Below are 19538 nucleotides of genomic sequence, written 5' to 3'. Positions count from 1 at the left end.
AAGGAATCAACAACAAGATAAAGGTCTTGAAGAGAGCGGCATACGGATTTAGGGATGAACGATACTTTGAGCTAAGGTTATATGCACTCCATGATTGCCGCATCACGCGAAATGTCGGATGAACCTTATACTTCTCCTTGCCGAGATTCGTTCCTCATACACCGACTTCGGGGAACTGGCATAAATTCCGTTGCGAAGGTAAATGTCCGGTCTTGTCATCAGCAAGGTCAGGGCTTTGCTTTGCCGCAAAATCTCCACACCTGCGGGTAGTATTTTGGTGCAAAACCTTGCAGAGACATCCCCGACACCTTCTTGGTGCAACAAAATTTATATGTGTTCCCGAAGTAGTTGATCTACGAGAGGGAAGAAAAAAACAGATGATATTATGACAACAATCCAATCAATCCTGAGCCGACTGACCAAGGCTGTTGGCGGTACTGAAAAGATGCTCTACACAGAGCCGGAGTTGAACAGTTTTGCAGAGTTCTACATTGACAAGTGGGACGAGAACACCAGTGAGGATGTCATAGCCGAGTCTTTCACTGACTTTTGGTGGAACACAGACAGGGCTTGCAGAAGATGTTCAGAGTGTGGCAGACTGATGCGTGCCGGGTATTGTGCTGACATGGGAGTAGCCTACTATTGCAGTGATGAATGTCTGCACAGTGACTTCACCGATGAAGAATGGGCTGAGGAATGCGAAAACAACGACCAGAGTTATTATACGGAGTGGTAATATTTTAAAATTCAATGATATGGCAAATTTAGCGACAACGACCTACAAGGTCACAGGGACACGTGAGGCAGTAAATAACCTGTGGACTACCTTTCAGGACATGGAAGTGGACAGTAAGGATATAAGGCTGTTCAAGCTTGCCGAGCATTACGGCATTGACTATGAGAAAAAGCAAATCAGCGTTAGAGGACATATTTATTGGGCTGAATATGAAGAAGACGAAGAGAATGATTATTTCCTCCTTTCATTTGAGACAGAAACCGCATGGGATGCCTGTAACGAACTCTTCCTTGAAATAAACCGGATATTGGCTGATGAATTGAGCATTTCATATAGATGCTGTGAATGCGGTTGCGATTTATTTTATACCCACGACGAGGGTGATTTCTTTCCTGAAGAATGTTGTGTGAGTTCATACGGCGAACCTTTTGAGGATGCGTGTGAGGATGTTTTTGACACCATTGGGGATGCCATCAAGGAATGGACATCAAAGACCGGTATCGGACAGGGAGACCGCAGTGAAAAAGAAATGGTGGATTTTATCAATGGCTATGAATACGAGAGCGAAGAGACCTATTTCTACATCCATCCTTTCACATTCGAATAAGTATAACTACAGGGGCATGAGAGAGCTTTGTGCCCCGTTTAAAATGGTACGTTCCCTTTTATAACGTAACACTTTCCCTGACACCTTTAAACTGTCAGGAGACGTTGGAAGATGCTTACATATCATACACTTACCTTTGTATACATTGATACATGTAGACAAGTACACGTGTAAACAGGAATACAAGAATACATTGAAACATATAAACATAAAAACAAATTGTATGGCACAGAAAATCATCACTTTCGCCAACCATAAAGGTGGCGTATCAAAGACAACTTCTACAGCCTCTATCGGGGCTTGTATGGCAATGAAGGGCAAGAAAGTCCTGCTTATAGACCTTGACGGACAGGCAAACCTTACACTGTATTTCATTCCGAATGAGAATGAAATTGAAACCAGTATTTTTGACTCACTGGTAAACGGTGTCCCTTTGCCAGTGAAGCATATCAGGGAGAATCTTGACCTTGTCCCTTCTTCCCTTGAAATGGCAAGTGCGGAAATAGCCTTGACCAACCTGTTGGCAAGAGAGCGGTTGCTTAGAAATCTTCTTGAGCCGTTCAGGAAAGACTATGACTATATCCTGATTGACTGTCCGCCTTCTCTTGGTATTGTCACTACCAATGCTTTTATTGCCGCTGATGAGATCATCGTACCGATGACACCGGAGCTCCTTCCGTTGAAAGGCATGAGGATGCTGGACGCATTTGTCACCACTTTACAACGGGTCAAGCCGTCACTTCGCCTGGGCGGTGTGTTCATCGCAAGATTCAATCACCGTAAACTGAACAAGGTAGTGGAACAGGCTGTAAAGGAGCGTTACGAAAGTATCACCATGAATACCCGCATCCGTGAGAATATCGCCTTGGCTGAATCAGCCGGTAGTGGCAAAAGTATATTCGAGTATGATTCAAATTCCAACGGTGCAAAGGATTATCTTGCACTTACGGAGGAAATTCTTTCACGTAACCAGTAACAACTATGGCAAAAAACAATATGGACATTCTGCTTGGCAATATTCTGGGCAGTGCCGTTATCAGTCCTGACAATAAAACAGTTGAACAGATATCTGAAACCAAGCCAATCCCAAAACAGGAAAAACGGTCATTCAAGGCAGAACGTAAAGAGCAACCGGACAATTCCTGGCGACATTTCTCTTTTATCTGCTCCAGGGAACTTGTAGATAAGGTACAGGCAATAGCTTACAAGGAGGGTTTCACCATACGTGCCTTTATGGAGTATGTGATGAAACAGGGCATCGAGGCATACGAGGCGAAGCATGGCAAGGCTCGGAAGGTCAAGTCCAAAAACATCAATGATGTAATGTAAACGTGTATACATGTATCCATGTGTACGTGTGGATATGTGTACATGTAGCAATATATACAAGTTACACGTACACGTGAATACACAAATATAGTTAAGTCAATAACAATCAAAATATTATGAATGTGAATAAATACTTCTCATTTGCCATTGTAGTATTTCTGATGGCAGTACCATTGGTATTAATCTCTTGTAGTAAAAACGACAATCTGGATGATGTTGAAGAGCTTCAGCCGGAGTTGAAAGTATGGACGGAGCCTTATCATGTTGAAGGTTCAACCATAGACGAGGTCAAGAACTATATGGACTTTTCAATGAAGCGATATGGTCTTGTATCGGAGGCAACAATAGCTGGTTCTATTCAACTCACTTACAAAACGGTCAACGGTAATGAGGGTATCCTATATAGCTTTTATGCTTCAAATGGGGAATTGTATTCGGTAATAGATACAGAGCTGATAGCTAATAGCCGTCTGGTTATCGACTATTTGAAGGAACATTATTCTCTGATTGTTCCGGCGAACGAGGCAACACTTGAATACAACTTCACGAACTCAGACAGGTCAATGGTCATTACGACAGCAAAGGTTTCCGACACTTGCTTCAACGTAAGCTACGCCTACGTCAAATAATATTGTCTTGTAGTTTTGAGCCATCATCAGGTCTTAGGATTTGTTGGTGGCTTTTTGTATACATGTATTCATATAGACGTGAATACATGGTTATATGTAAACATGTATATAAGTCTACATGGATAGTTGTATACATGTACACGTGTGGACATGAATATATGTGGACATTGGATTAATGAAAGATAACCTCCTAAATACTTGATAGACAAGTGAGATAATCCCTTTGTAGTTGAATCAAAATTCACCTTTTTGTAATTGCTAAAAGCATATTTTATAAGCTTTTTGTATGCTGACAATTCACGGCTTATCAGATTTTCATCGCAAAATTACTGTGAATGTCCGAACGTCAAGTACCGATTCTCTAATGTGCCTCAGATTGGTATGGCAACCTTCCGCAAATCAGAGATTTGGGTATTCCATACAAATCTGCAACCATTTACTTGTCTTATCTTCAATGTCTCACAGTATCGGGAGCGTGAAAATTTGAAGCCCTTTGAAATTGTCACGATTTCACAAAAGGGAAATGATTAATTTTAATACTTATAGATATGGAAGTACAAAAGATTCATCCGGCAGAAGAGTATCTTCGCAACGAAAAGAACCCCACATCATTGTATGTCAGAATTAGTGGAGAACGTAGAAAGTTGTTCATTAACCGCAGTGACGGAGAGGGAGTGATTGGCATTATTGCAAAAGGTAAACGCAAACGAGGTTATGTTTTCAATGCCTGGTCAAGCATTGAGAAAGTCTATTATCCGACCACTGAAAATGAAGAAGAGGCAGAAAAGAAGATGATTCTCAAATACCAGAAACTTGCCAGACTTGCCACACATACAAATGATTGGTTGCGCAGGATTGCAGATGCGGATTTGACAAAATCCCTTTACGAGAACCATATAACCACAGGAACAAGTATTGACGGGAAATGTATCAGATTGAGCACCATCGAGAAGTATTGCGGCTACATGGTGATGGCATGCTTCAGGGAAGCCTTCAAAAAGAAAGAGAAGTATTCAAGCTATAGGTTCGACTTTTGCGGTTATGATGGGACACTTTGGTGCGAGCCGCGAGAGAATGGTGATATGATAGCCGGTTTCAGCAAGGAATACCGAAATTGTGGCAACGGTTATTATTATCTGCTTATCAATGATGATTGTGTGATAGGTTATGACATAGACTGATATAGTCGTTATCAAGAGGGTGTGTCAAAATTCATTTTTTGAAAAAATGAACTTATAATTTGAAATTTGAACACCCTAAAAGAGTAAAAAAGGGCCGCATCATTACTCAATACAGAGTTTGATACGGCCCCTTTTAAATATTATAGTTATAATCTGTAACTTTAGGGAGTAGTCATTTTAGTTTTGACACACCCTCTTCGTAATTGAGTCTGCCGACATCTGAACTTCTCTTTTAATACTTACATTCCCAGGTTGAGAAAGTAGTGAATATATTCCTTGAAAAGTTGTTGGTTGTTATTCCATAGCCAAAATTCCTGTTTATAAGATGTAGCCAGTTCTGATATATGTTTGAATCTGTAACGTTGTTTGTAGACCTTTTTTACTCTTCGCCCATACCAATGTCCGCATCCGCTAACAGTTTGCCATAGAGATATTCTGTCCATGGTCAAGTGGATCGACTATATCCAAAATACCCCTCTGTCAAAGGTACGGCAAGAGCATTCCGCTATCAAAGATAGCAGAGAGCTCTCTCATGCCGTACTTGCTGTTGGCGTTGCAGGACATTTCCCACCCAACAGTTGTAATGCTATGCTCTTACTTCTTTATCAGCTGACGCTTCCATTGGCTTTTGTAATCATAGAGTTTTCTTTTCTGTAATCTTCGCCCACACCAATGTCCGCATCCGCTAACAGTTTGCCATAGAAGTATTCTGTCCATGGTCGAATGGATCGACTATATCCAGAACGCCCCTCTGTCAAAGGTACGGTAAGAGCATTCCGCTATCAAAGATAGTGGAGAGCTCCTTGATACCGTACTTGCTGTTGGCGTTGCAGGACATTTCCCACCCGACAGTTGTAATGCTATGCTCTTACTTCATTATAAGCTGACTCTTCCCTTGACTTTTATAATCTTAGAGTTTTCTTTTTCTTGTAATCTTCGCCCACACCAATGTCCGCATCCGCTAACAGTTTGCCATAGAAGTATTCTGTCCATGGTCGAGTGGATCGACTATATCCAGAACACCCCTCTGTCAAAGGTACGGTAAGAGCATTCCGCTATCAAAGATAGTGGAGAGCTCCTTGATACCGTACTTGCTGTTGGCGTTGCAGGACATTTCCCACCCAACAGTTATAATGATTGTATTCAGTTATAAAGTTCCTATATACTAGTATTTTAACCATTGTGTTTTCATTCCTACTTGTGATTCTGAGAACTTTTTTCTGTAAAGTTGATGCATCCATTACCAAATTGGCAAGTCGTTCCTGGTAAACAATCTTCCTTTTCCTTGAAAAGAGTATTGTTCACAGAAGACTTGCTTTATTGGTTTGTCTGCACTTTGTAAAACAGAAAAAATTTCCCGATCACAGTCCGTAAAGACTTAACAAAAGGGAAATAAAATCAGAGTGCAGTATGAACACAGTGAATGTTTACATCAAAGGTCAGGAAGACAAGGAACTGATAAGTTTCTTGCGATATTTTCCCTCACGCATCAAGAACATAGGAATGGACGCAGTTTTTGACCGTCAGATTGTCTATGACTACAAGGATGGCCGCAACCACCTGGAGGTGGCCAAATGCGTGGCAAAGTTCCTCGTAAAGAAGTTTGGCCGTAAGATATGCAATGTGGTATTCTCGTGCATCCCTGCAAGTAGTCCGGAACGTAACGAAATGAGAAACAGACATTTTTCCGAGCTTGTATGCAGGTTCTCCGGAGCCATTGACGGGTTCTCTCATGTGAGTGTCATCGGTGAACGTACTGCAGTTCATGGAACAAAGATAAAAAAGGAAGAGCGTTCCAAACGGATAAATGAGCAGAACAACATTAAGATTGATGCTGATTTCTTCAAGAACAAGGAGGTCTGCATTTGGGATGATGTAGTCACAACGGGTGCATCCTTTAATGCCTATGTCTCCCAATTGGAACAAGCCGGAGCTCATGTTACAAACGGCATCTTCCTTGCTAAAACAAGCTATAAATACGTACTAAAATGACAATTATGAATGATTTGAAATTTGCCAGGACAGTCTCAGCTGCTTTTACAGGACATCGGTTCTATGACTTTTCCCAAAGGGAATTTATTCAGGAACGCCTTACTTCGGCAATATCCGAAGCCTATGACCATGGCATCAGGAATTTCATTTCCGGATTTGCTTTGGGAATAGACCTGATGGCAGCACAGTTGGTACAATCGCTGAAATGTAATTTGCCCGGAATATCTCTGACTGCAGCCATACCGTTTGAAGGCCAGGCAGAGAGATATAATATCTATGATAAAAGAGTTTATAGACGGTTGCTTGAACTGGCTGATAAGGTAATTGTGCTCAGTGACTGCTATTATCCGAGGTGCTTCCTTGACCGGGACGAGTTTATGGTTGAGAATGCTTCATATCTCATTGCCTATTATGATGGCCGTGGGAAAGGTGGAACATACTACACCGTTAAAAAGGCACGGGCGAGGAGCATCCCGATTATTAATGTGTATTGATTTTAAATGGAACGAGTATGAATGAAATTTTTGATACTGTTATTGTCTTTTTCGTCTTCCGTCTTTTCTTCTACATCGTGGAAGTATGGTGGAATGGAGATGAACGGAACGATTTCAGAAGAGACAGATAGCAATCTTGATATATAAGTCAAGTACAGGTGAGTAGGAGTGGTCTTGCCATCAGCTTCTACAGGACAATCACGCTTTCATTGCAGGGATAAGTTTTTATCCTTGCTGGGTCTTTGCGTATTTTGGTGAACGAAACTTCGGTATAACTCGTTATAACTCCGGAGTACCATGTCTTCTGATAGACAGAATATTATCAATCAGAAGCACTTTCCCGTCCGATAACGTGATTGTTCTTGTCATCTCGTCGTATTTCTTGACTGTACCTGTTATTGACACGTATTTGCCTCCCTCTTTTTGAGCATCAGGTACGTAATGCACGAAAGTGTATTCTTCCTGTCCCGGCACCTGTTCAATGACGCAGGTGAGTTTTCTTGTAAGACTTGCCATCTCATCATCAGAAAGGAGTTTCTTGGGGGTAGTCAGCCTTGCTGTTTCTGCTATCGCTTCGTCATGACCGGTGAGAGCTGCAAACGGGGCAAACTGGGCGGCACGGTTCTCCATGGACATGGGTGTCCTGTTCTTCGATACGTGGTGTGGCAGGTTGATTATGTCGTCATATTTACTCATGGTGTCCTCCAATCTGTTGGTTACGTTCTTTCTGGGTAGCTCCATCTGCATAGTTGATGCCTTTCAGGATGGCATTCTTACCAAACTTCTTCTTTATACTCAGGATGGCTTCCTGACGTCTGCGTTCCTTCTCAGCTTTTTCCAAGTCAGCATTCCGCTGTCTTTCTGACTCTTCGTAATCAGTAAAAAGATCGAGTTGGACGATTTTAGGTTGCTTTTTATACTGCTCCTCATGTACGAGGTGATTCACCGACAGGTTAAGACGGCGCACGAGTAGGACAGGATTCACTATGCGGTCGTACAGCTCGGCCACTTTTTCGGAGATGACGCTGCCTGACGAAGTCGGCTCCTCGATATTTATAGTACCATGAGCATGGACCGGCACCTGTCTGCCATAATGGTCTGTTGTAATCTTACCATGGTACTTCTCCCTTATTGAAGGGTTGGTCAATGATTCAATGTCGTACCCCACGGTAAGCACTAATTGGTCGGTGAGCAGCCTCTTGTCCACAAGATTGAGCGACACACTGTCGGCCATTTCAAGTATCACATTACGTGCCGTATCTGTAGTGTAAGCCGACTGAAGTACCTGTCCTGAGCTCAATGACTTGCTTTCAGGCCGATAGGCTTTCACATACTCCATGGTAACAGGTTCCCATCCCCAGGCATGGTCAATAAGCAGTTCAGCATTGACTCCAAACATCTGGTACAGGAATCCCTCATGTTCAATAGAGCATCTGGCCACATCACCCATCGTCAGGATATTGTACTGAGCCAGGCGGTTGGCAATGCCTTTGCCTACTCGCCAGAAGTCAGTGAGAGGCGTGTGCTCCCAAAGTATCCTGCGGTAAGACATTTCATCCAGCTCGGCAATGCGTACACCGTTCTCGTCGGGCGGCATCTTCTTGGCCACAATGTCCATGGCTACCTTGCACAGATACATGTTGGTACCTATTCCTGCCGTAGCTGTAATGCCTGTTTCCGAAAGGACATGACGGATCATCTTCATCGCCAGTTCATGAGCAGTCATCCTGTATGTTGCAAGATAGGTGGTCGCATCGATGAAGACCTCGTCGATGGAATAGACGTGGATGTCATCCGGACTGATATATTTCAGGTAGATGTCGTAGATTCTTGTACTGTATTCTATGTAGTGAGCCATACGGGGAGGTGCTACCACATAGTCAATGGCAAGGCTTTTATTGCTGTCCAGCTCCTTCTTCGAGTAGGATTTTCCACTGTTACCTCGCTGCCTGTTTGCCACACGTACTTTCTCAATCACCTCGAATAAGCGAGGACGGCCTCCGATACCATACTTCTTTAATGCCGGCGAAACAGCCAGGCAGATGGTCTTTTCCGTTCGTGAAGCATCAGCCACAACAAGGCATGTGTCGAGCGGATCCAATCCCCGTTCAACACATTCTACTGAAGCATAGAATGATTTCAGATCTATGGCTATATATTGTCGTAATGGCTCTGTACTCATTATATTTCCGGAAAACGATACAAATATAACGAGAATCCTCTAAAATTCTTGAATATTGTTATTGCTTATCAGTTATATACAGCCCATATCTCACTCTTACATGCAGTTCCGGACTGATTTTCACCTGTTATATGTCTGCCTTTAAGCACATCCGCTGTCGTGTCAGAGGAAAATTTTTCAGCGAAGTTATCTTGGATCTGTCAAACTGCAAGACGTGTCTGGTGAACAATCTTCCTTTAAGCGACAGGCACTTAAAGAGTATTCTTCACGCCATTCTTGCCTTATTTGCCTTCTCCAAACTTCTGATGCAGAAAAATCTTCCCGACACACAGCTGAAAGGCTGTAACAAAAGGGAAATAAATAATTCACATATTATGGCAGCAACAAAATTCAACAATCGTCTGATGACCGCAGAACTGAGAGAGGCTCTGAGTGATTATCCCCTGTATTCACAGGACGCAAAAGGAAAGGATGCACTTTGCATCGCAGTGTTTCACCTTGGCAATATCCGTTGGTATATTATGGAAGGACAGCCCGAAGGAGATGATTTCACCCTATATGGTATTGTGGTGGGCTTGCAGGAAACAGAGTACGGCTATATGTCAGCAACAGAGATGGCCGATGTCACTTACGATGCGAGTAAGTACGGACTTGGCTTATTGAAGATTGAACAGGACAGGACTTTCAGACCTTGTGCCCTCAAAGGGATAAAGGACGAAGAACTGCAGTCTTTCTTGTCAAGACTTTACGATGAAAACTAATGTATAACTTAAAATTTGGACAACTATGAAGATTATTGTTATGGATTGCGCAAATGCCCGTATAGATGTTTTGAACGTTCCGGAGAATATGGTTGGAGAGGACGTTGAACTTTTCCTTGTAGAGCACGACTACTCCTTGAATAACATTTCATGGATGGCAGTTCCTGCAGATTATGTTCCGGTGCAGTTTCATGAATTCGGCATAGACGAAGAGAATGGCAAGGAAGTTCATGAACAGCGGGAAACTAAGTTGAAGAACTTCTCAATCTATGATAGTGTGCAGGAGGTAAAGCATCGCGAACAGGAAGAGCTTGTTTCTGCAATTCGCCAATATGGTGAGAAGGTTGCCGATGGCTATGAATGGCACTTTGAGGGTGATTGCCCGATAGTGGCAGCGTATGACTATGATGAGCCTTGTGATGTGGTAATCCTTGCAGTGAGGGTTAGCAATGATGGAAGAATAACCATCATAGGAGATGAGAAAAACGACCGGGGCAATGAACATGAGATTGATGCCGATGATATATTTGCTGGCCACATTGATTTCATTACGTCGGAAATTGAGTGATAAGAACAAAGGAACAGGAGCCACAGGGATGGTCTTCTGTTCCTTTACTCGTTGCAGTCTTACGGTTATAGCGGCTATGCGGATAAACCTTAAACACTCAGATGTCTATTTCCGTAAACCTTGAAAAGCTTCTTCCATCTCTTTCTATAGTCTCGAAAAACATCTTTTCCGGTCTGACCCAATAGGATTTTTCTCCATAGAGAGCCTGATATACAACCATCCGCTCCTGAGTTTCACTGTCAAAAGCGGAATGGATATATTTATAGGTACCACCCTTGAAATGACGGAAATATCTTTCTTCTTTCTTAGGAAACTCCATCAGCATCTTCATGGCCAAGGGTGCATACCAGGTCTTCACTTCCTGTTCTGTAGGAGTATGCGCACCCGGGAAATGATGGGAATTGTTGTAATGTCCCATGAACATGGGCTCATAGTGAGCCAGTCCGTCCTGTTCGCCGAATAGTCCCCAGACACGGTCTCTGTAATACGGATTACAGCAGTCAAACTGAATCTTTTCGAGTTCGGCAAACTCCTCGATTAAAGCTTCATCAATGACTAGTGTCTGATTGCCGTCCTTGCGTGGAACTTTGTACTGATGCTCACCGATTCTTTCTTTTAAGAATTTCGTCATCTCAAAGTGCGGATTGCCAAGCAATGCCGGGATGCCGACTATCGGGGCGAGAATCTGCGCAAGAAAAGATCCGCAGCTGTTACCCAGCAGCAGGTCGGGCGATTCCTGTTCAATGATGGAGCGTACCTGTTTTAATGCCTCCTTGGGATGAAGCGGAAGGTCGGGTGTTAAGACGGAGGCATGATTTTCAAATGCTTCTTTCAGAGCAACTGCCATCGGACAACTTCCTGTGGCAAAGAATCCGTGAAGGAAAAGTATCTTTTTCATTATAATCAGCTTTTATTCACATCTTTCGATGTATCCTCTTCATTTTTCTTTTTGATAGGTCCGGAATGGTTCCCTCTATTGAGTTTGATGCCATGCTTGTTCAGAATACGGAACACAGAACTTCTGCTTTTGAAGCCGCTTGCTCTCCATATCTCATCTATAGGATGACCGGCTGCATACAGATTGATGACTGTCTTTTCTCTGTCGAGCTTTTGTAATTTTGTGGAAGAAACCTTCGGTAATGATGCAATCATTTTCGCCTGCAGGTTCACCACATGCTCGGCAGTCTTTCTCAAAGCAAGTACTTCTTCAGGTAAGGCACCCATCATTTCCAGCACATCCGATGGCTTGGTTTCAGGAAAAAGCTGGTTCTTGGAATCAATCCGGTCGTGTATGCTTATGACGCGAATAGCTTTTACCCGGCAAAATTCCAGGAATGTAGCCAGTTCTCGACTGCCACGGATGGCATTTGAAAATTTGGGGATAACAAGTTCATCTCCCCTTTGCAGGGCAACCATGAGTTGCTTCCAAAGCGGTCTGTTGCGTTCGTTCTCATCGCACTCCTCAATAATGCGTATACATCCGAAGTTATTCATCCACTCCCTGTCTTCTTCCAGTTTGTCATACTGGGATATTGCCATGATGTAACCTATCTTTGCCATATTATAAAGGTTTTGACTGATAATCAAACAGTTTTCTTATCTTGTCTTGAAAAATATATAGTATAATAATTCTCCAAGAGTATAATGAACACTACTCTGATGCAAAGGTATAAATTATATTCATATTAGTAATCATACTGATATGGCAGTTTTATGATTGGCTTTTCTTTTCCCAAATTCCTATTACTAATGGATATACATTATAAATCATACTATTATGAGTATGAAATATAAATTAGTCTAAACTGGATATTTTATACTGACAATGTGGAATTTTATCTGTACATTTGCCACATAATAAACAAAAATATGCCAATGATATATAGAAATTTAATCGGTCAGAATCACTGTAATAGCGGTTTGATTGGTATGTCTGACGCAGGTTCAGGAAAACAAGTGAAAGAAAGTAAATCAAGTGAAAGAAAAAATACTCAAATGAGTTTAATCTTTCACTTGATTTTTTTATGCTCTATACTCTTGTTTTACTCATGCAATAATCATGAGAAATATGATTTTGACTCCTCTGGTGAAGCTCTGAATGAATACGGCAACCTTTATAAAACTATCAGTGTACAGGATATATGTAATGCCGAGCAGCTTGCCTCATTTATCAATCTGTGGTATGAATATTCAGACACGGTCTACAAATTCATTCAGAAAGACCCTTCGTTTACGGCTCATGCCGATCTGACCATGAGGTTTGACAGTATAACGGATTCCATTCGCACGAGGTTGATGGAGCTTGCGGACAACTTTACTCTAAGCGATGTGGCATATGTCAAACTTCATACTTCTATCTATGGTCAGGATAAGGAACTTGACTCATTAAAGCGACAGGCAACAGTATTCTTTTCCTCATTGGACAGCATTCCTGTATATACCGGGAATATTAGAGACTTGCTTGCCGATTACTCAAAGTTTCTGCTTTCATATAAATTACATGGGGTACACTCAGAAGATGCGCTTCTTCGATTTATCCGTATGGAAGACTTCTTCTTCCGAAGCTTTCTTGCTTCCATTGACGAGTGTTCAGCTTTGGGTATGGCGGATATTACTGATATGACGGCCAATATTTGTGACAGCATTTATAAGGAAGCATCAAATGGTAAAATCAAGGCAGATGAAACTATTACCTATATGTCCATGAGGACAGGCCGCCGTCTGCTTCTGAATGCCAAAGTCTGTCATGAGAAACTGAAACGTGGTATAGTAAAGGATTCGCAATATGCCAATGCTTATTTGTGGATGATGCTACAACCTTATCTCTCGATAGATGCCCTTGCCATAACAATGCTGACACCGGAACAAATTCGGCTTATGACGGATATGGCAAAGGATTATCCGGCTATTATTTCCAGATTGGACAGCAAACACTTAATTGACCGGGATGTGTCCACAAAAATTCCGAATCAGCTAATTCGATTATACATATCAACCATCTAATCAAATAAATATCATGTTACAGGAAGCTATTTTAAAATTCAGATCATCTGGTCCCATATTATTGCCAGCCATTATTGATAATTACTGGCTTGGGGAAATCAAGACTTACGAAGATTATGCCGTACTCCCTTATGAAGTACACGAACCTCAGCCTCTCGAAAAGGTTCTGGACATGTTTGAGATGAATGCGGACCTTGCCATTCTTTACCACATAGTGCCATCATCCGCTACCGCATACGGACATGAATGCTGCGCCTACTGTTATCCGGTGACGGAACGTATGTTCAAGATAAACTGCAAGACACATACGGACGGTCTTATCCATGAGTTGTATGTTACTATCTACAATTCCATTGAGGTTATGTCTGCTGACATTTTTGAGGATTTGCGACTACATGAACGTCGTGGAAAATTTATAGAAAAGCGAGAGCATGTCCAGATAATGAATGACTTCAACTGCGGACTTTGAATGAACAGGCAGACGTATTACCTCATTGCAGACATCATACATAAAAACAGGACATGGATAAAGGTTATCGGCACAGAGAAACTGGTAGAGATGCGAATACTTCAGGATGGAATGTTGAAGCCGCTACTGTTTAAAGCAATCACTTTGAAAAGCTATAGGGAACATTACTGTTTCAAGAGATCCTGTACCTGGAATATCAATGAATACGATTTGAGCATGGGATTGTTGGCTCTTTGTAAAAAAGATCCTTCAGCCTCTGAACGGATTAAGCATGATGAACTCACTTTGCGTGATGTCGAATACATTATAGAGAAAGCTTCTTTCGGTATAATAAAACTTGAACTTGACGATTATGAATACTAACAGGAAAATTTATGTTTTTTACTTTATAGTCATCCTGCTGGCAGTACTGGCGATGATGGTATTTGACCTGAATATAATAATCAAGGCTATACTGTGTTTCCTCATATTCTCTTGCCTGATGGTTATGAGAAGCATTAAAAGAGCCTATGACCTGGCCGATGATATTGACCCTGATACGTTTGAAAAGGTGACTTCATTGACTGATGATTATGCCATAGGAGATGAGAAAAGGAATCATGATTCCAATTTGGATTCTTATCTGAATCTTCTCATCGAAACGGATGAGGAACTTTCAAAAGACCCTACTATTGACCAGAAATCGTTCAGCTATAATGTCCAGTTGAACAGGCGCATCGCTGAACGGTTGGAGTCAATCCAGAGAAAAGAGCAAGAACACGTTGAGAATACAAATAACTAAATGGATTCACTATGATACATACATTAACCATCATCCGTTTTTTGTTCCCGTTTTTGCTTCTCCTGGCATTCTTCTGTTTATACAAGAAACAGTACCGCTGCATGAAAAGCTTCATGTGGAGGATGGTCGTATTTGACAGTGCAAGAAAGTTTTATGTAAGTATTATGATGCTTGCGCTCATCTTCATTAACTGGTGCTGTTGTATGACAGAACCGAATCTGGCAGTTGGACTGTCAAGCATCCTGACGCTGGCACTTTTAAACAGAAGGATTGCCGATAGTACCCTTCATATTCTGCATGAAAGGAAACGGTTTTGGTATATCACACTCCTGATAGCAGTGGTATGTTATGCCATCCCTTATATGAACAGTGTGTTCCAGCTTTTTTTCCTGCTAAGTGTGGCAGCTGTCTTTTATCCGTCTGAAAGAGTCCTTCAGCAGAAAAGCGTACTTGAAGACTGCGACAGTTTTAAAAGCCAGGTTGAATGGATAATGAAGAACTACTATTAATGCCACTTACATGTGGAATATATATTCTTTGCTTGCTTGTTTTCCACTTTTTAAATGTAATCTAAAAATGACGCAAATGACTAACAATAAAAACAATTCTGCTTCTGAATTGAATGACCCACAAGGCATAGACCGCTCTTTGTTGGAGTATCTGAAGCCTAAATCAGAAGACCGTTACAGTAAATTGGAAGCCTATTGTGATCTGCTCACAAGAGCGACATCAGGAACATACTCCACATCTGTTGTGGTAGGAAATCTGAGAATACTCCCCGGCCAGTTTGTTGCCACCATATCTGAGCTTGCGCGGAAATGGCAGTGGCAACGTGCAACAGTCCGTCAGTTCCTGACCGGTCTTGTCAATCTGGGCCATCTTAACATGGAGCAGTATTCAAAAAGCTACGTGTTTTCTGTAAGCCAGAAACAACGCCTTTCTCTCTTTGTTGAGACACCGTCTGATATATTGGACTTTAACGCACTTCAGTTTGTGCGGTTCCTTAAAGGACGCAATACTTCCAGTCAGGTTGCCCAATTCTATAATTGTTATTTCAATAAGGTAATGGAATTGGCGGTAACGGAAAATGACGGAGGCAGACCTGATTGTCATGTTCTGAAACAGCAGAGTCAGGTATTCGATTCATTGGTAAAGTCCATATTTCAGATATTGAAAATGGAGAAGGAAATGCCTAAAGAAATGACGGATTCAACCGGTCTTCTCTTTGGTAAAGACAATGTCTGGGACTGGCAGAGAGTAATAGACATCCTTGGCATTCTGGTTGTTGCGATACGTGAAAACAGGAAGCCCAGTTATATGGCAGAAACCGTGTCCTGTTATACGAAGGCAGAGATTATTCTCCTTGACAGCATCTTTGAATACTATGTAGCTGACCAGGGATCATTTTATTACAATGACCATCCTCGGCCTGATTTAAGCCCCGTGGGGAACAAAACGGATTATAAGTCTGGGGGCACTTCCTCTGTTGAAAACGGAGCGGATTAAACGCCTTATTAACGATGCACGGCATGTCATACGCTTTTGTACACTTGGTCTATGTCCCGCTAACGGATGGAGGTTACGACAGGCAGCGTGCTTGCACGTGCCACTTTTTTACAGTCTCGGGAAGCCTAATACCCCGACCGCTATGAAGCGTCGGGATGGCTGACCAGATAAACAGCAAGCTGGGTCAGTTTTCTAAGTGTGCGTATGACCGCAAATAGGACTGAAAAAAGGCTCAGAATAACAAAAAAAATAGGATTATCAATATGGGTACTGCATCAAAACAAGTAATGGATATAAAGACTTCCAAAGGGCTCTCACAGACGAGCAATGAGGAGTTACGTGCCTGGACGGATAAAGGATGGGAGCAGGCTATGCGTGAGGGTAACTATGACCGCAGCCGTGAACATCTTAATTTCGAGGTCCAAAAAGGTGGCATAGTCACACCGATAGACAAGAAGCGTCCGCTGACAAAACGTATGGCAGAAAACCTTGCGTCACGTGGCATCAAGGATCCGAACGAAGGACTAGCCGAGCCACGTTTCCGGACTGTGGTCAACTTCATATTCGGAGGCTCAACCGACCGTATGCGTGAGCTGGCTTTCGGCAATCAGAAAGTTGACTTTGAGAGCAAAGGAGGTAACGAACATGTACGGCGTATGCCGGAAATAGAAGAATGGGCTCGTGACATTTATCGCTTCGTGGCAGATAAATATGGAGAGGAAAACATCATTTCCTTTATAGTCCATTGTGACGAGAAAAACCCGCATGTTCACTGTGCTCTACTACCGATAGACCAGAACGGCAAGTTTGCTTTCAAGCAGATTTTCCATGGACAGAACCGTCTGGAGTTTAAGAATTATATGCTTACCCTGCACGATGAACTTGCAAAGGTTAATGAGAGATGGGGACTTACAAGAGGGGTGTCGGTTGTGGAATCTGGTGCGAAACATCGCTCCACAGAGGAGTACCGAAGATGGTTGGCCAACGCCTGTGTGACACTTGAAGCCCAGTTGGAGAACAACAGCAAGTTGCTGAAGTCACTGAACGAGGAACTGGCAATAGCCCAGAAGAAACAGAAGTCATTTACGACCATGATTGATAATCTGAAGACGGAGAAAGACCGTCTTGAAGATGAACTTCGTCCTCTTCGGGCAATGCAGGCCAACAGCGAGAGTATCAGTGCAGAGATAGCACGTAAGATTCAAAATCTCGAATACCAGAAGGCTCAGGTCGAAGCTAAACTGGCAGACAAGGAAAAGAAACTTGATGAGACTAACCGGTTGCTTGAAGCTCTTCGTAAGGATAAGGCTAACATCGAGCAGCAGGCCAGGGAACTGGAAGACAAGGCCAATCAGTCTGAACTTTCATGGGCTCACAACATGAGCTATCACTTGAACGGTGCAATGCTTGACACAATGTCACAGGAGTTCACATCCCGCTATCACCATCTGCCGGAGGAAACAAAATCCATGTTTGACGATACACTGCTCTGTCAACTGGCAGAACAGGGGAATCATGTTGTCATGGTTGCCTTGAACCTTGTGTGCGGTTATGTGGACGATGCAACGACTATTGCTCAGACTCATGGAGGTGGCGGTGGCCCCTCCACTGGTTGGGGAAGACGGCCGGAAGATGATGACCGTGAGTGGGCACGTAGGTGTCTGGCAATGGCACGCAAGATGTGTGCGCCATCTGTCAAACGGAAAAAGAGAATGTAAAGGTAAGCCTTTTGGCTTATGACAGTATCAATTATTAAAGTACAAACTATATGAGAAAGAATATTCTTATGTTTTTAACCGAATGTCTTGCTGCGATGACAGTCTCTGCAAGTAACATCAATCACAATGCTGACAGCATTTATAAGCAGAATACTTTCAGTCAGGAGCAGATGCTCTTGCCTATGAATCCTACATATCTGAAGAATGTAAGCGAAGCAGCCAACTGGGGTAGAAATTGGTTTATAGAAATTAAGGGCGGGGCTTCAGCTTTTCTCGGATCACCCATTGGTTGCGGTGATGTGTTCGACCGAATAACTCCTGCCTTGCAGGTCGGCGTTGGAAAGTGGTTCACACCCGCAATCGGTGGACGTGTAGGTTTTCAGGGACTGACGTTCAAGAACGCTGAGTTCAAATCCATGAAGTATCAGCTCTACCATGCAGACCTGATGTACAATCTGATTTCCGGACTCCGTCAGAATGAGTACGGACTCTCTCTTTGGGATATTGTTCCTTATGTGGGAGTGGGTATGATTCATAATGCGAACTGGTCTGATCCATGCTCATGTGGCAGAGGTTCAGATGGCAGCCGTCCGTTCGCCTTTACCTATGGACTGGAGATAGGTTACAGAATTGGCAACAGGGTAAAACTTGTTGCCGGAGTCAGTGGACTGACTACAGCCCAGAATTTTGATAATATGGGTAGCTCTATAAAATTCAAGGATAATATGCTTACGGTCTCAGCCGGTCTCTCCATCACATTAGGAAAGGCTGGATGGAAGCGTGTAGTTGATGCTACACCTTATATCGAGCAGAATGCTTATCTCAAGGATTACATCTCCTATATGAAGGATGAGAATATACGATTGCAGAAAAAAATGTCTGGAGACAAAGAGGTGCAGACAGTCTATCCCAAGAACAACTATAGTGGGCTTAACTCACTAAGAGCACGATTGTCGGAGAAGAAGTCAAGTACACAAGAAAGCAAATCAGGTAATGACGGTATAGCTGAAAACTCGGCTGATTATGCTGAAATCGGTCTTGTGGATGCGCATGTACCGACTGGGAACTGCCAGTCAGATTCGCTTTTGTCTGCCGGTCATAATGTATCTGATGATCTTATGTCTGAGAATAATAACGCATTGGACTCACATGCAATTTCAGGTAATTCCAAGATTACAGTGGGTGTTCCAGTGTACTTCTTCTTTCAGCTTAATTCTGATAGGCTTGTAGATGAATCTCAGATAGTGAACCTTGATGACATCGCAAAAATATCCAAGGCGCATAATTTAAAAGTGAGCATATCCGGAGCAGCTGATAGTGCCACTGGTACACAGTCCATCAATCAGGAACTTGCTCTACGTCGTGCCAGATATATTTATAATTATTTGATTAAACTAGGTATTGATAAATGCCAGATAAAGATATATAATTACGGAGGTATTGATAAATATGAACCTGAAGAGGCAAATAGATTTACAATGGTTGTTCTTTCAGAATATTAATTTGTTAAGGAGGTCTTTTATTTTAAGAATTAATGATATTACTAATGATAAGGGCCGTGACATTTACTGAATAAACGGCC

General features: G+C 42.5%; 23 protein-coding genes. 19 read left to right on the top strand and 4 right to left on the bottom strand.

Features of this window, described 5'->3' with window-relative positions:
- The 9 genes from I6E24_RS10365 to I6E24_RS10325 all read left to right on the top strand — a co-directional run.
- Positions 1-122: transposase (locus I6E24_RS10365; protein WP_235328481.1), on the top strand; the 122-nt coding region annotated here is incomplete at its 5' end.
- Between the two features lie 263 nt (positions 123-385).
- Entirely contained in the window at positions 386-736 is a 351-nt protein-coding gene (locus I6E24_RS10360) for a hypothetical protein (RefSeq protein WP_235328479.1), read from the top strand.
- 19 nt (positions 737-755) lie between these two features.
- Positions 756-1343 carry a hypothetical protein gene (locus I6E24_RS10355; RefSeq protein ID WP_235328477.1) on the top strand — a complete coding sequence of 196 codons (588 nt, stop codon included), beginning with the start codon at positions 756-758 and terminating at the stop codon, positions 1341-1343.
- Between the two features lie 223 nt (positions 1344-1566).
- The gene (locus I6E24_RS10350) at positions 1567-2319 is read left to right on the top strand and encodes a ParA family protein (protein WP_235328475.1); all 753 of its coding nucleotides are present in this window, start codon (positions 1567-1569) and stop codon (positions 2317-2319) included.
- 5 nt (positions 2320-2324) lie between these two features.
- Positions 2325-2672, top strand: a complete 348-nt coding sequence (locus I6E24_RS10345) for a hypothetical protein (protein WP_235328473.1) — start codon at positions 2325-2327, stop codon at positions 2670-2672.
- Between the two features lie 116 nt (positions 2673-2788).
- Positions 2789-3301, top strand: coding sequence for a hypothetical protein (locus I6E24_RS10340; protein ID WP_235328471.1), 513 nt, complete (start codon positions 2789-2791; stop codon positions 3299-3301).
- A gap of 548 nt (positions 3302-3849) precedes the next feature.
- On the top strand, positions 3850-4482 hold the full coding sequence (locus I6E24_RS10335; RefSeq protein ID WP_235328469.1) for a hypothetical protein: 633 nt from the start codon (positions 3850-3852) through the stop codon (positions 4480-4482).
- Between the two features lie 1410 nt (positions 4483-5892).
- Entirely contained in the window at positions 5893-6474 is a 582-nt protein-coding gene (locus tag I6E24_RS10330; RefSeq protein ID WP_235328467.1) for a ribonucleotide-diphosphate reductase subunit alpha, read from the top strand.
- Positions 6475-6479: 5 nt separating this feature from the next.
- Positions 6480-6968, top strand: a complete 489-nt coding sequence (locus I6E24_RS10325) for an SLOG family protein (RefSeq protein WP_235328465.1) — start codon at positions 6480-6482, stop codon at positions 6966-6968.
- Between the two features lie 279 nt (positions 6969-7247).
- On the opposite strand, the gene I6E24_RS10320 is transcribed toward I6E24_RS10325, so the two are convergent.
- A complete protein-coding gene (locus I6E24_RS10320) occupies positions 7248-7709 on the bottom strand; it encodes a hypothetical protein (protein WP_227195318.1) in 462 nt (153 codons plus the stop codon).
- Positions 7657-9150 (bottom strand): Y-family DNA polymerase, encoded by a 1494-nt coding sequence (locus I6E24_RS10315; protein ID WP_235328463.1) that lies wholly within the window; start codon positions 9148-9150, stop codon positions 7657-7659. Before I6E24_RS10315 ends, I6E24_RS10320 begins: the two co-directional genes overlap by 53 nt.
- Positions 9151-9281: 131 nt before the next feature.
- On the opposite strand from I6E24_RS10315, the gene I6E24_RS10310 reads away from it, so the two are divergent.
- Both I6E24_RS10310 and I6E24_RS10305 read left to right on the top strand, forming a co-directional pair.
- Entirely contained in the window at positions 9282-9911 is a 630-nt protein-coding gene (locus I6E24_RS10310) for a DUF2958 domain-containing protein (RefSeq protein WP_235328462.1), read from the top strand.
- 25 nt (positions 9912-9936) lie between these two features.
- Positions 9937-10479, top strand: a complete 543-nt coding sequence (locus tag I6E24_RS10305) for a hypothetical protein (protein WP_036631318.1) — start codon at positions 9937-9939, stop codon at positions 10477-10479.
- Positions 10480-10576: 97 nt separating this feature from the next.
- Here I6E24_RS10305 and I6E24_RS10300 read toward each other — a convergent pair whose 3' ends face one another.
- Together I6E24_RS10300 and I6E24_RS10295 are read right to left on the bottom strand one after the other, a co-directional pair.
- Complete coding sequence (locus tag I6E24_RS10300; protein ID WP_235328460.1) at positions 10577-11377, bottom strand: YqiA/YcfP family alpha/beta fold hydrolase; 801 nt, start codon at positions 11375-11377, stop codon at positions 10577-10579.
- A gap of 5 nt (positions 11378-11382) precedes the next feature.
- Complete coding sequence (locus I6E24_RS10295; protein WP_036631322.1) at positions 11383-12039, bottom strand: recombinase family protein; 657 nt, start codon at positions 12037-12039, stop codon at positions 11383-11385.
- Between the two features lie 435 nt (positions 12040-12474).
- Here I6E24_RS10295 and I6E24_RS10290 point away from each other — a divergent pair, with 435 nt between their 5' ends.
- The 8 genes from I6E24_RS10290 to I6E24_RS10255 all read left to right on the top strand — a co-directional run bounded on the left by I6E24_RS10290 (position 12475) and on the right by I6E24_RS10255 (position 19458).
- The gene (locus I6E24_RS10290; RefSeq protein ID WP_235328458.1) at positions 12475-13482 is read left to right on the top strand and encodes a hypothetical protein; all 1008 of its coding nucleotides are present in this window, start codon (positions 12475-12477) and stop codon (positions 13480-13482) included.
- 13 nt (positions 13483-13495) lie between these two features.
- Complete coding sequence (locus I6E24_RS10285) at positions 13496-13951, top strand: hypothetical protein (protein ID WP_004312132.1); 456 nt, start codon at positions 13496-13498, stop codon at positions 13949-13951.
- Complete coding sequence (locus tag I6E24_RS10280) at positions 13952-14314, top strand: hypothetical protein (protein WP_215641343.1); 363 nt, start codon at positions 13952-13954, stop codon at positions 14312-14314.
- On the top strand, positions 14304-14732 hold the full coding sequence (locus I6E24_RS10275) for a hypothetical protein (RefSeq protein WP_215641344.1): 429 nt from the start codon (positions 14304-14306) through the stop codon (positions 14730-14732). Before I6E24_RS10280 ends, I6E24_RS10275 begins: the two co-directional genes overlap by 11 nt.
- Positions 14733-14743: 11 nt before the next feature.
- Positions 14744-15241: a hypothetical protein gene (locus I6E24_RS10270; RefSeq protein ID WP_235328456.1), complete on the top strand. Its 498-nt coding sequence runs from the start codon at positions 14744-14746 to the stop codon at positions 15239-15241.
- Between the two features lie 76 nt (positions 15242-15317).
- Positions 15318-16238, top strand: coding sequence for a DUF3489 domain-containing protein (locus I6E24_RS10265; protein ID WP_235328454.1), 921 nt, complete (start codon positions 15318-15320; stop codon positions 16236-16238).
- 263 nt (positions 16239-16501) lie between these two features.
- On the top strand, positions 16502-17956 hold the full coding sequence (gene mobV / locus I6E24_RS10260; protein ID WP_235328452.1) for a MobV family relaxase: 1455 nt from the start codon (positions 16502-16504) through the stop codon (positions 17954-17956).
- 50 nt (positions 17957-18006) lie between these two features.
- Positions 18007-19458: an OmpA family protein gene (locus I6E24_RS10255; protein ID WP_235328450.1), complete on the top strand. Its 1452-nt coding sequence runs from the start codon at positions 18007-18009 to the stop codon at positions 19456-19458.
- Positions 19459-19538 lie beyond the last annotated feature (80 nt).

The organism is Bacteroides caecigallinarum (assembly GCF_021530995.1).
In the GTDB taxonomy this organism is placed as follows: Bacteria; Bacteroidota; Bacteroidia; order Bacteroidales; family Bacteroidaceae; genus Phocaeicola; species Phocaeicola faecigallinarum.
The sequence above is the reverse complement of the archived record's forward strand: the minus strand, read 5'-3'. Positions and strand labels throughout refer to the sequence as shown.

Coding starts and splice junctions, on each gene's coding strand:
- I6E24_RS10360 (WP_235328479.1), top strand. CDS start 386: ATGACAACAATCCAATCAATCCTGAGCCGACTGACCAAGGCTGTTGGC.
- I6E24_RS10355 (WP_235328477.1), top strand. CDS start 756: ATGGCAAATTTAGCGACAACGACCTACAAGGTCACAGGGACACGTGAG.
- I6E24_RS10350 (WP_235328475.1), top strand. CDS start 1,567: ATGGCACAGAAAATCATCACTTTCGCCAACCATAAAGGTGGCGTATCA.
- I6E24_RS10345 (WP_235328473.1), top strand. CDS start 2,325: ATGGCAAAAAACAATATGGACATTCTGCTTGGCAATATTCTGGGCAGT.
- I6E24_RS10340 (WP_235328471.1), top strand. CDS start 2,789: ATGAATGTGAATAAATACTTCTCATTTGCCATTGTAGTATTTCTGATG.
- I6E24_RS10335 (WP_235328469.1), top strand. CDS start 3,850: ATGGAAGTACAAAAGATTCATCCGGCAGAAGAGTATCTTCGCAACGAA.
- I6E24_RS10330 (WP_235328467.1), top strand. CDS start 5,893: ATGAACACAGTGAATGTTTACATCAAAGGTCAGGAAGACAAGGAACTG.
- I6E24_RS10325 (WP_235328465.1), top strand. CDS start 6,480: ATGAATGATTTGAAATTTGCCAGGACAGTCTCAGCTGCTTTTACAGGA.
- I6E24_RS10320 (WP_227195318.1), bottom strand. CDS start 7,709: ATGGAGCTACCCAGAAAGAACGTAACCAACAGATTGGAGGACACCATG.
- I6E24_RS10315 (WP_235328463.1), bottom strand. CDS start 9,150: ATGAGTACAGAGCCATTACGACAATATATAGCCATAGATCTGAAATCA.
- I6E24_RS10310 (WP_235328462.1), top strand. CDS start 9,282: ATGTCTGCCTTTAAGCACATCCGCTGTCGTGTCAGAGGAAAATTTTTC.
- I6E24_RS10305 (WP_036631318.1), top strand. CDS start 9,937: ATGAAGATTATTGTTATGGATTGCGCAAATGCCCGTATAGATGTTTTG.
- I6E24_RS10300 (WP_235328460.1), bottom strand. CDS start 11,377: ATGAAAAAGATACTTTTCCTTCACGGATTCTTTGCCACAGGAAGTTGT.
- I6E24_RS10295 (WP_036631322.1), bottom strand. CDS start 12,039: ATGGCAAAGATAGGTTACATCATGGCAATATCCCAGTATGACAAACTG.
- I6E24_RS10290 (WP_235328458.1), top strand. CDS start 12,475: ATGAGTTTAATCTTTCACTTGATTTTTTTATGCTCTATACTCTTGTTT.
- I6E24_RS10285 (WP_004312132.1), top strand. CDS start 13,496: ATGTTACAGGAAGCTATTTTAAAATTCAGATCATCTGGTCCCATATTA.
- I6E24_RS10280 (WP_215641343.1), top strand. CDS start 13,952: ATGAACAGGCAGACGTATTACCTCATTGCAGACATCATACATAAAAAC.
- I6E24_RS10275 (WP_215641344.1), top strand. CDS start 14,304: ATGAATACTAACAGGAAAATTTATGTTTTTTACTTTATAGTCATCCTG.
- I6E24_RS10270 (WP_235328456.1), top strand. CDS start 14,744: ATGATACATACATTAACCATCATCCGTTTTTTGTTCCCGTTTTTGCTT.
- I6E24_RS10265 (WP_235328454.1), top strand. CDS start 15,318: ATGACTAACAATAAAAACAATTCTGCTTCTGAATTGAATGACCCACAA.
- mobV (WP_235328452.1), top strand. CDS start 16,502: ATGGGTACTGCATCAAAACAAGTAATGGATATAAAGACTTCCAAAGGG.
- I6E24_RS10255 (WP_235328450.1), top strand. CDS start 18,007: ATGAGAAAGAATATTCTTATGTTTTTAACCGAATGTCTTGCTGCGATG.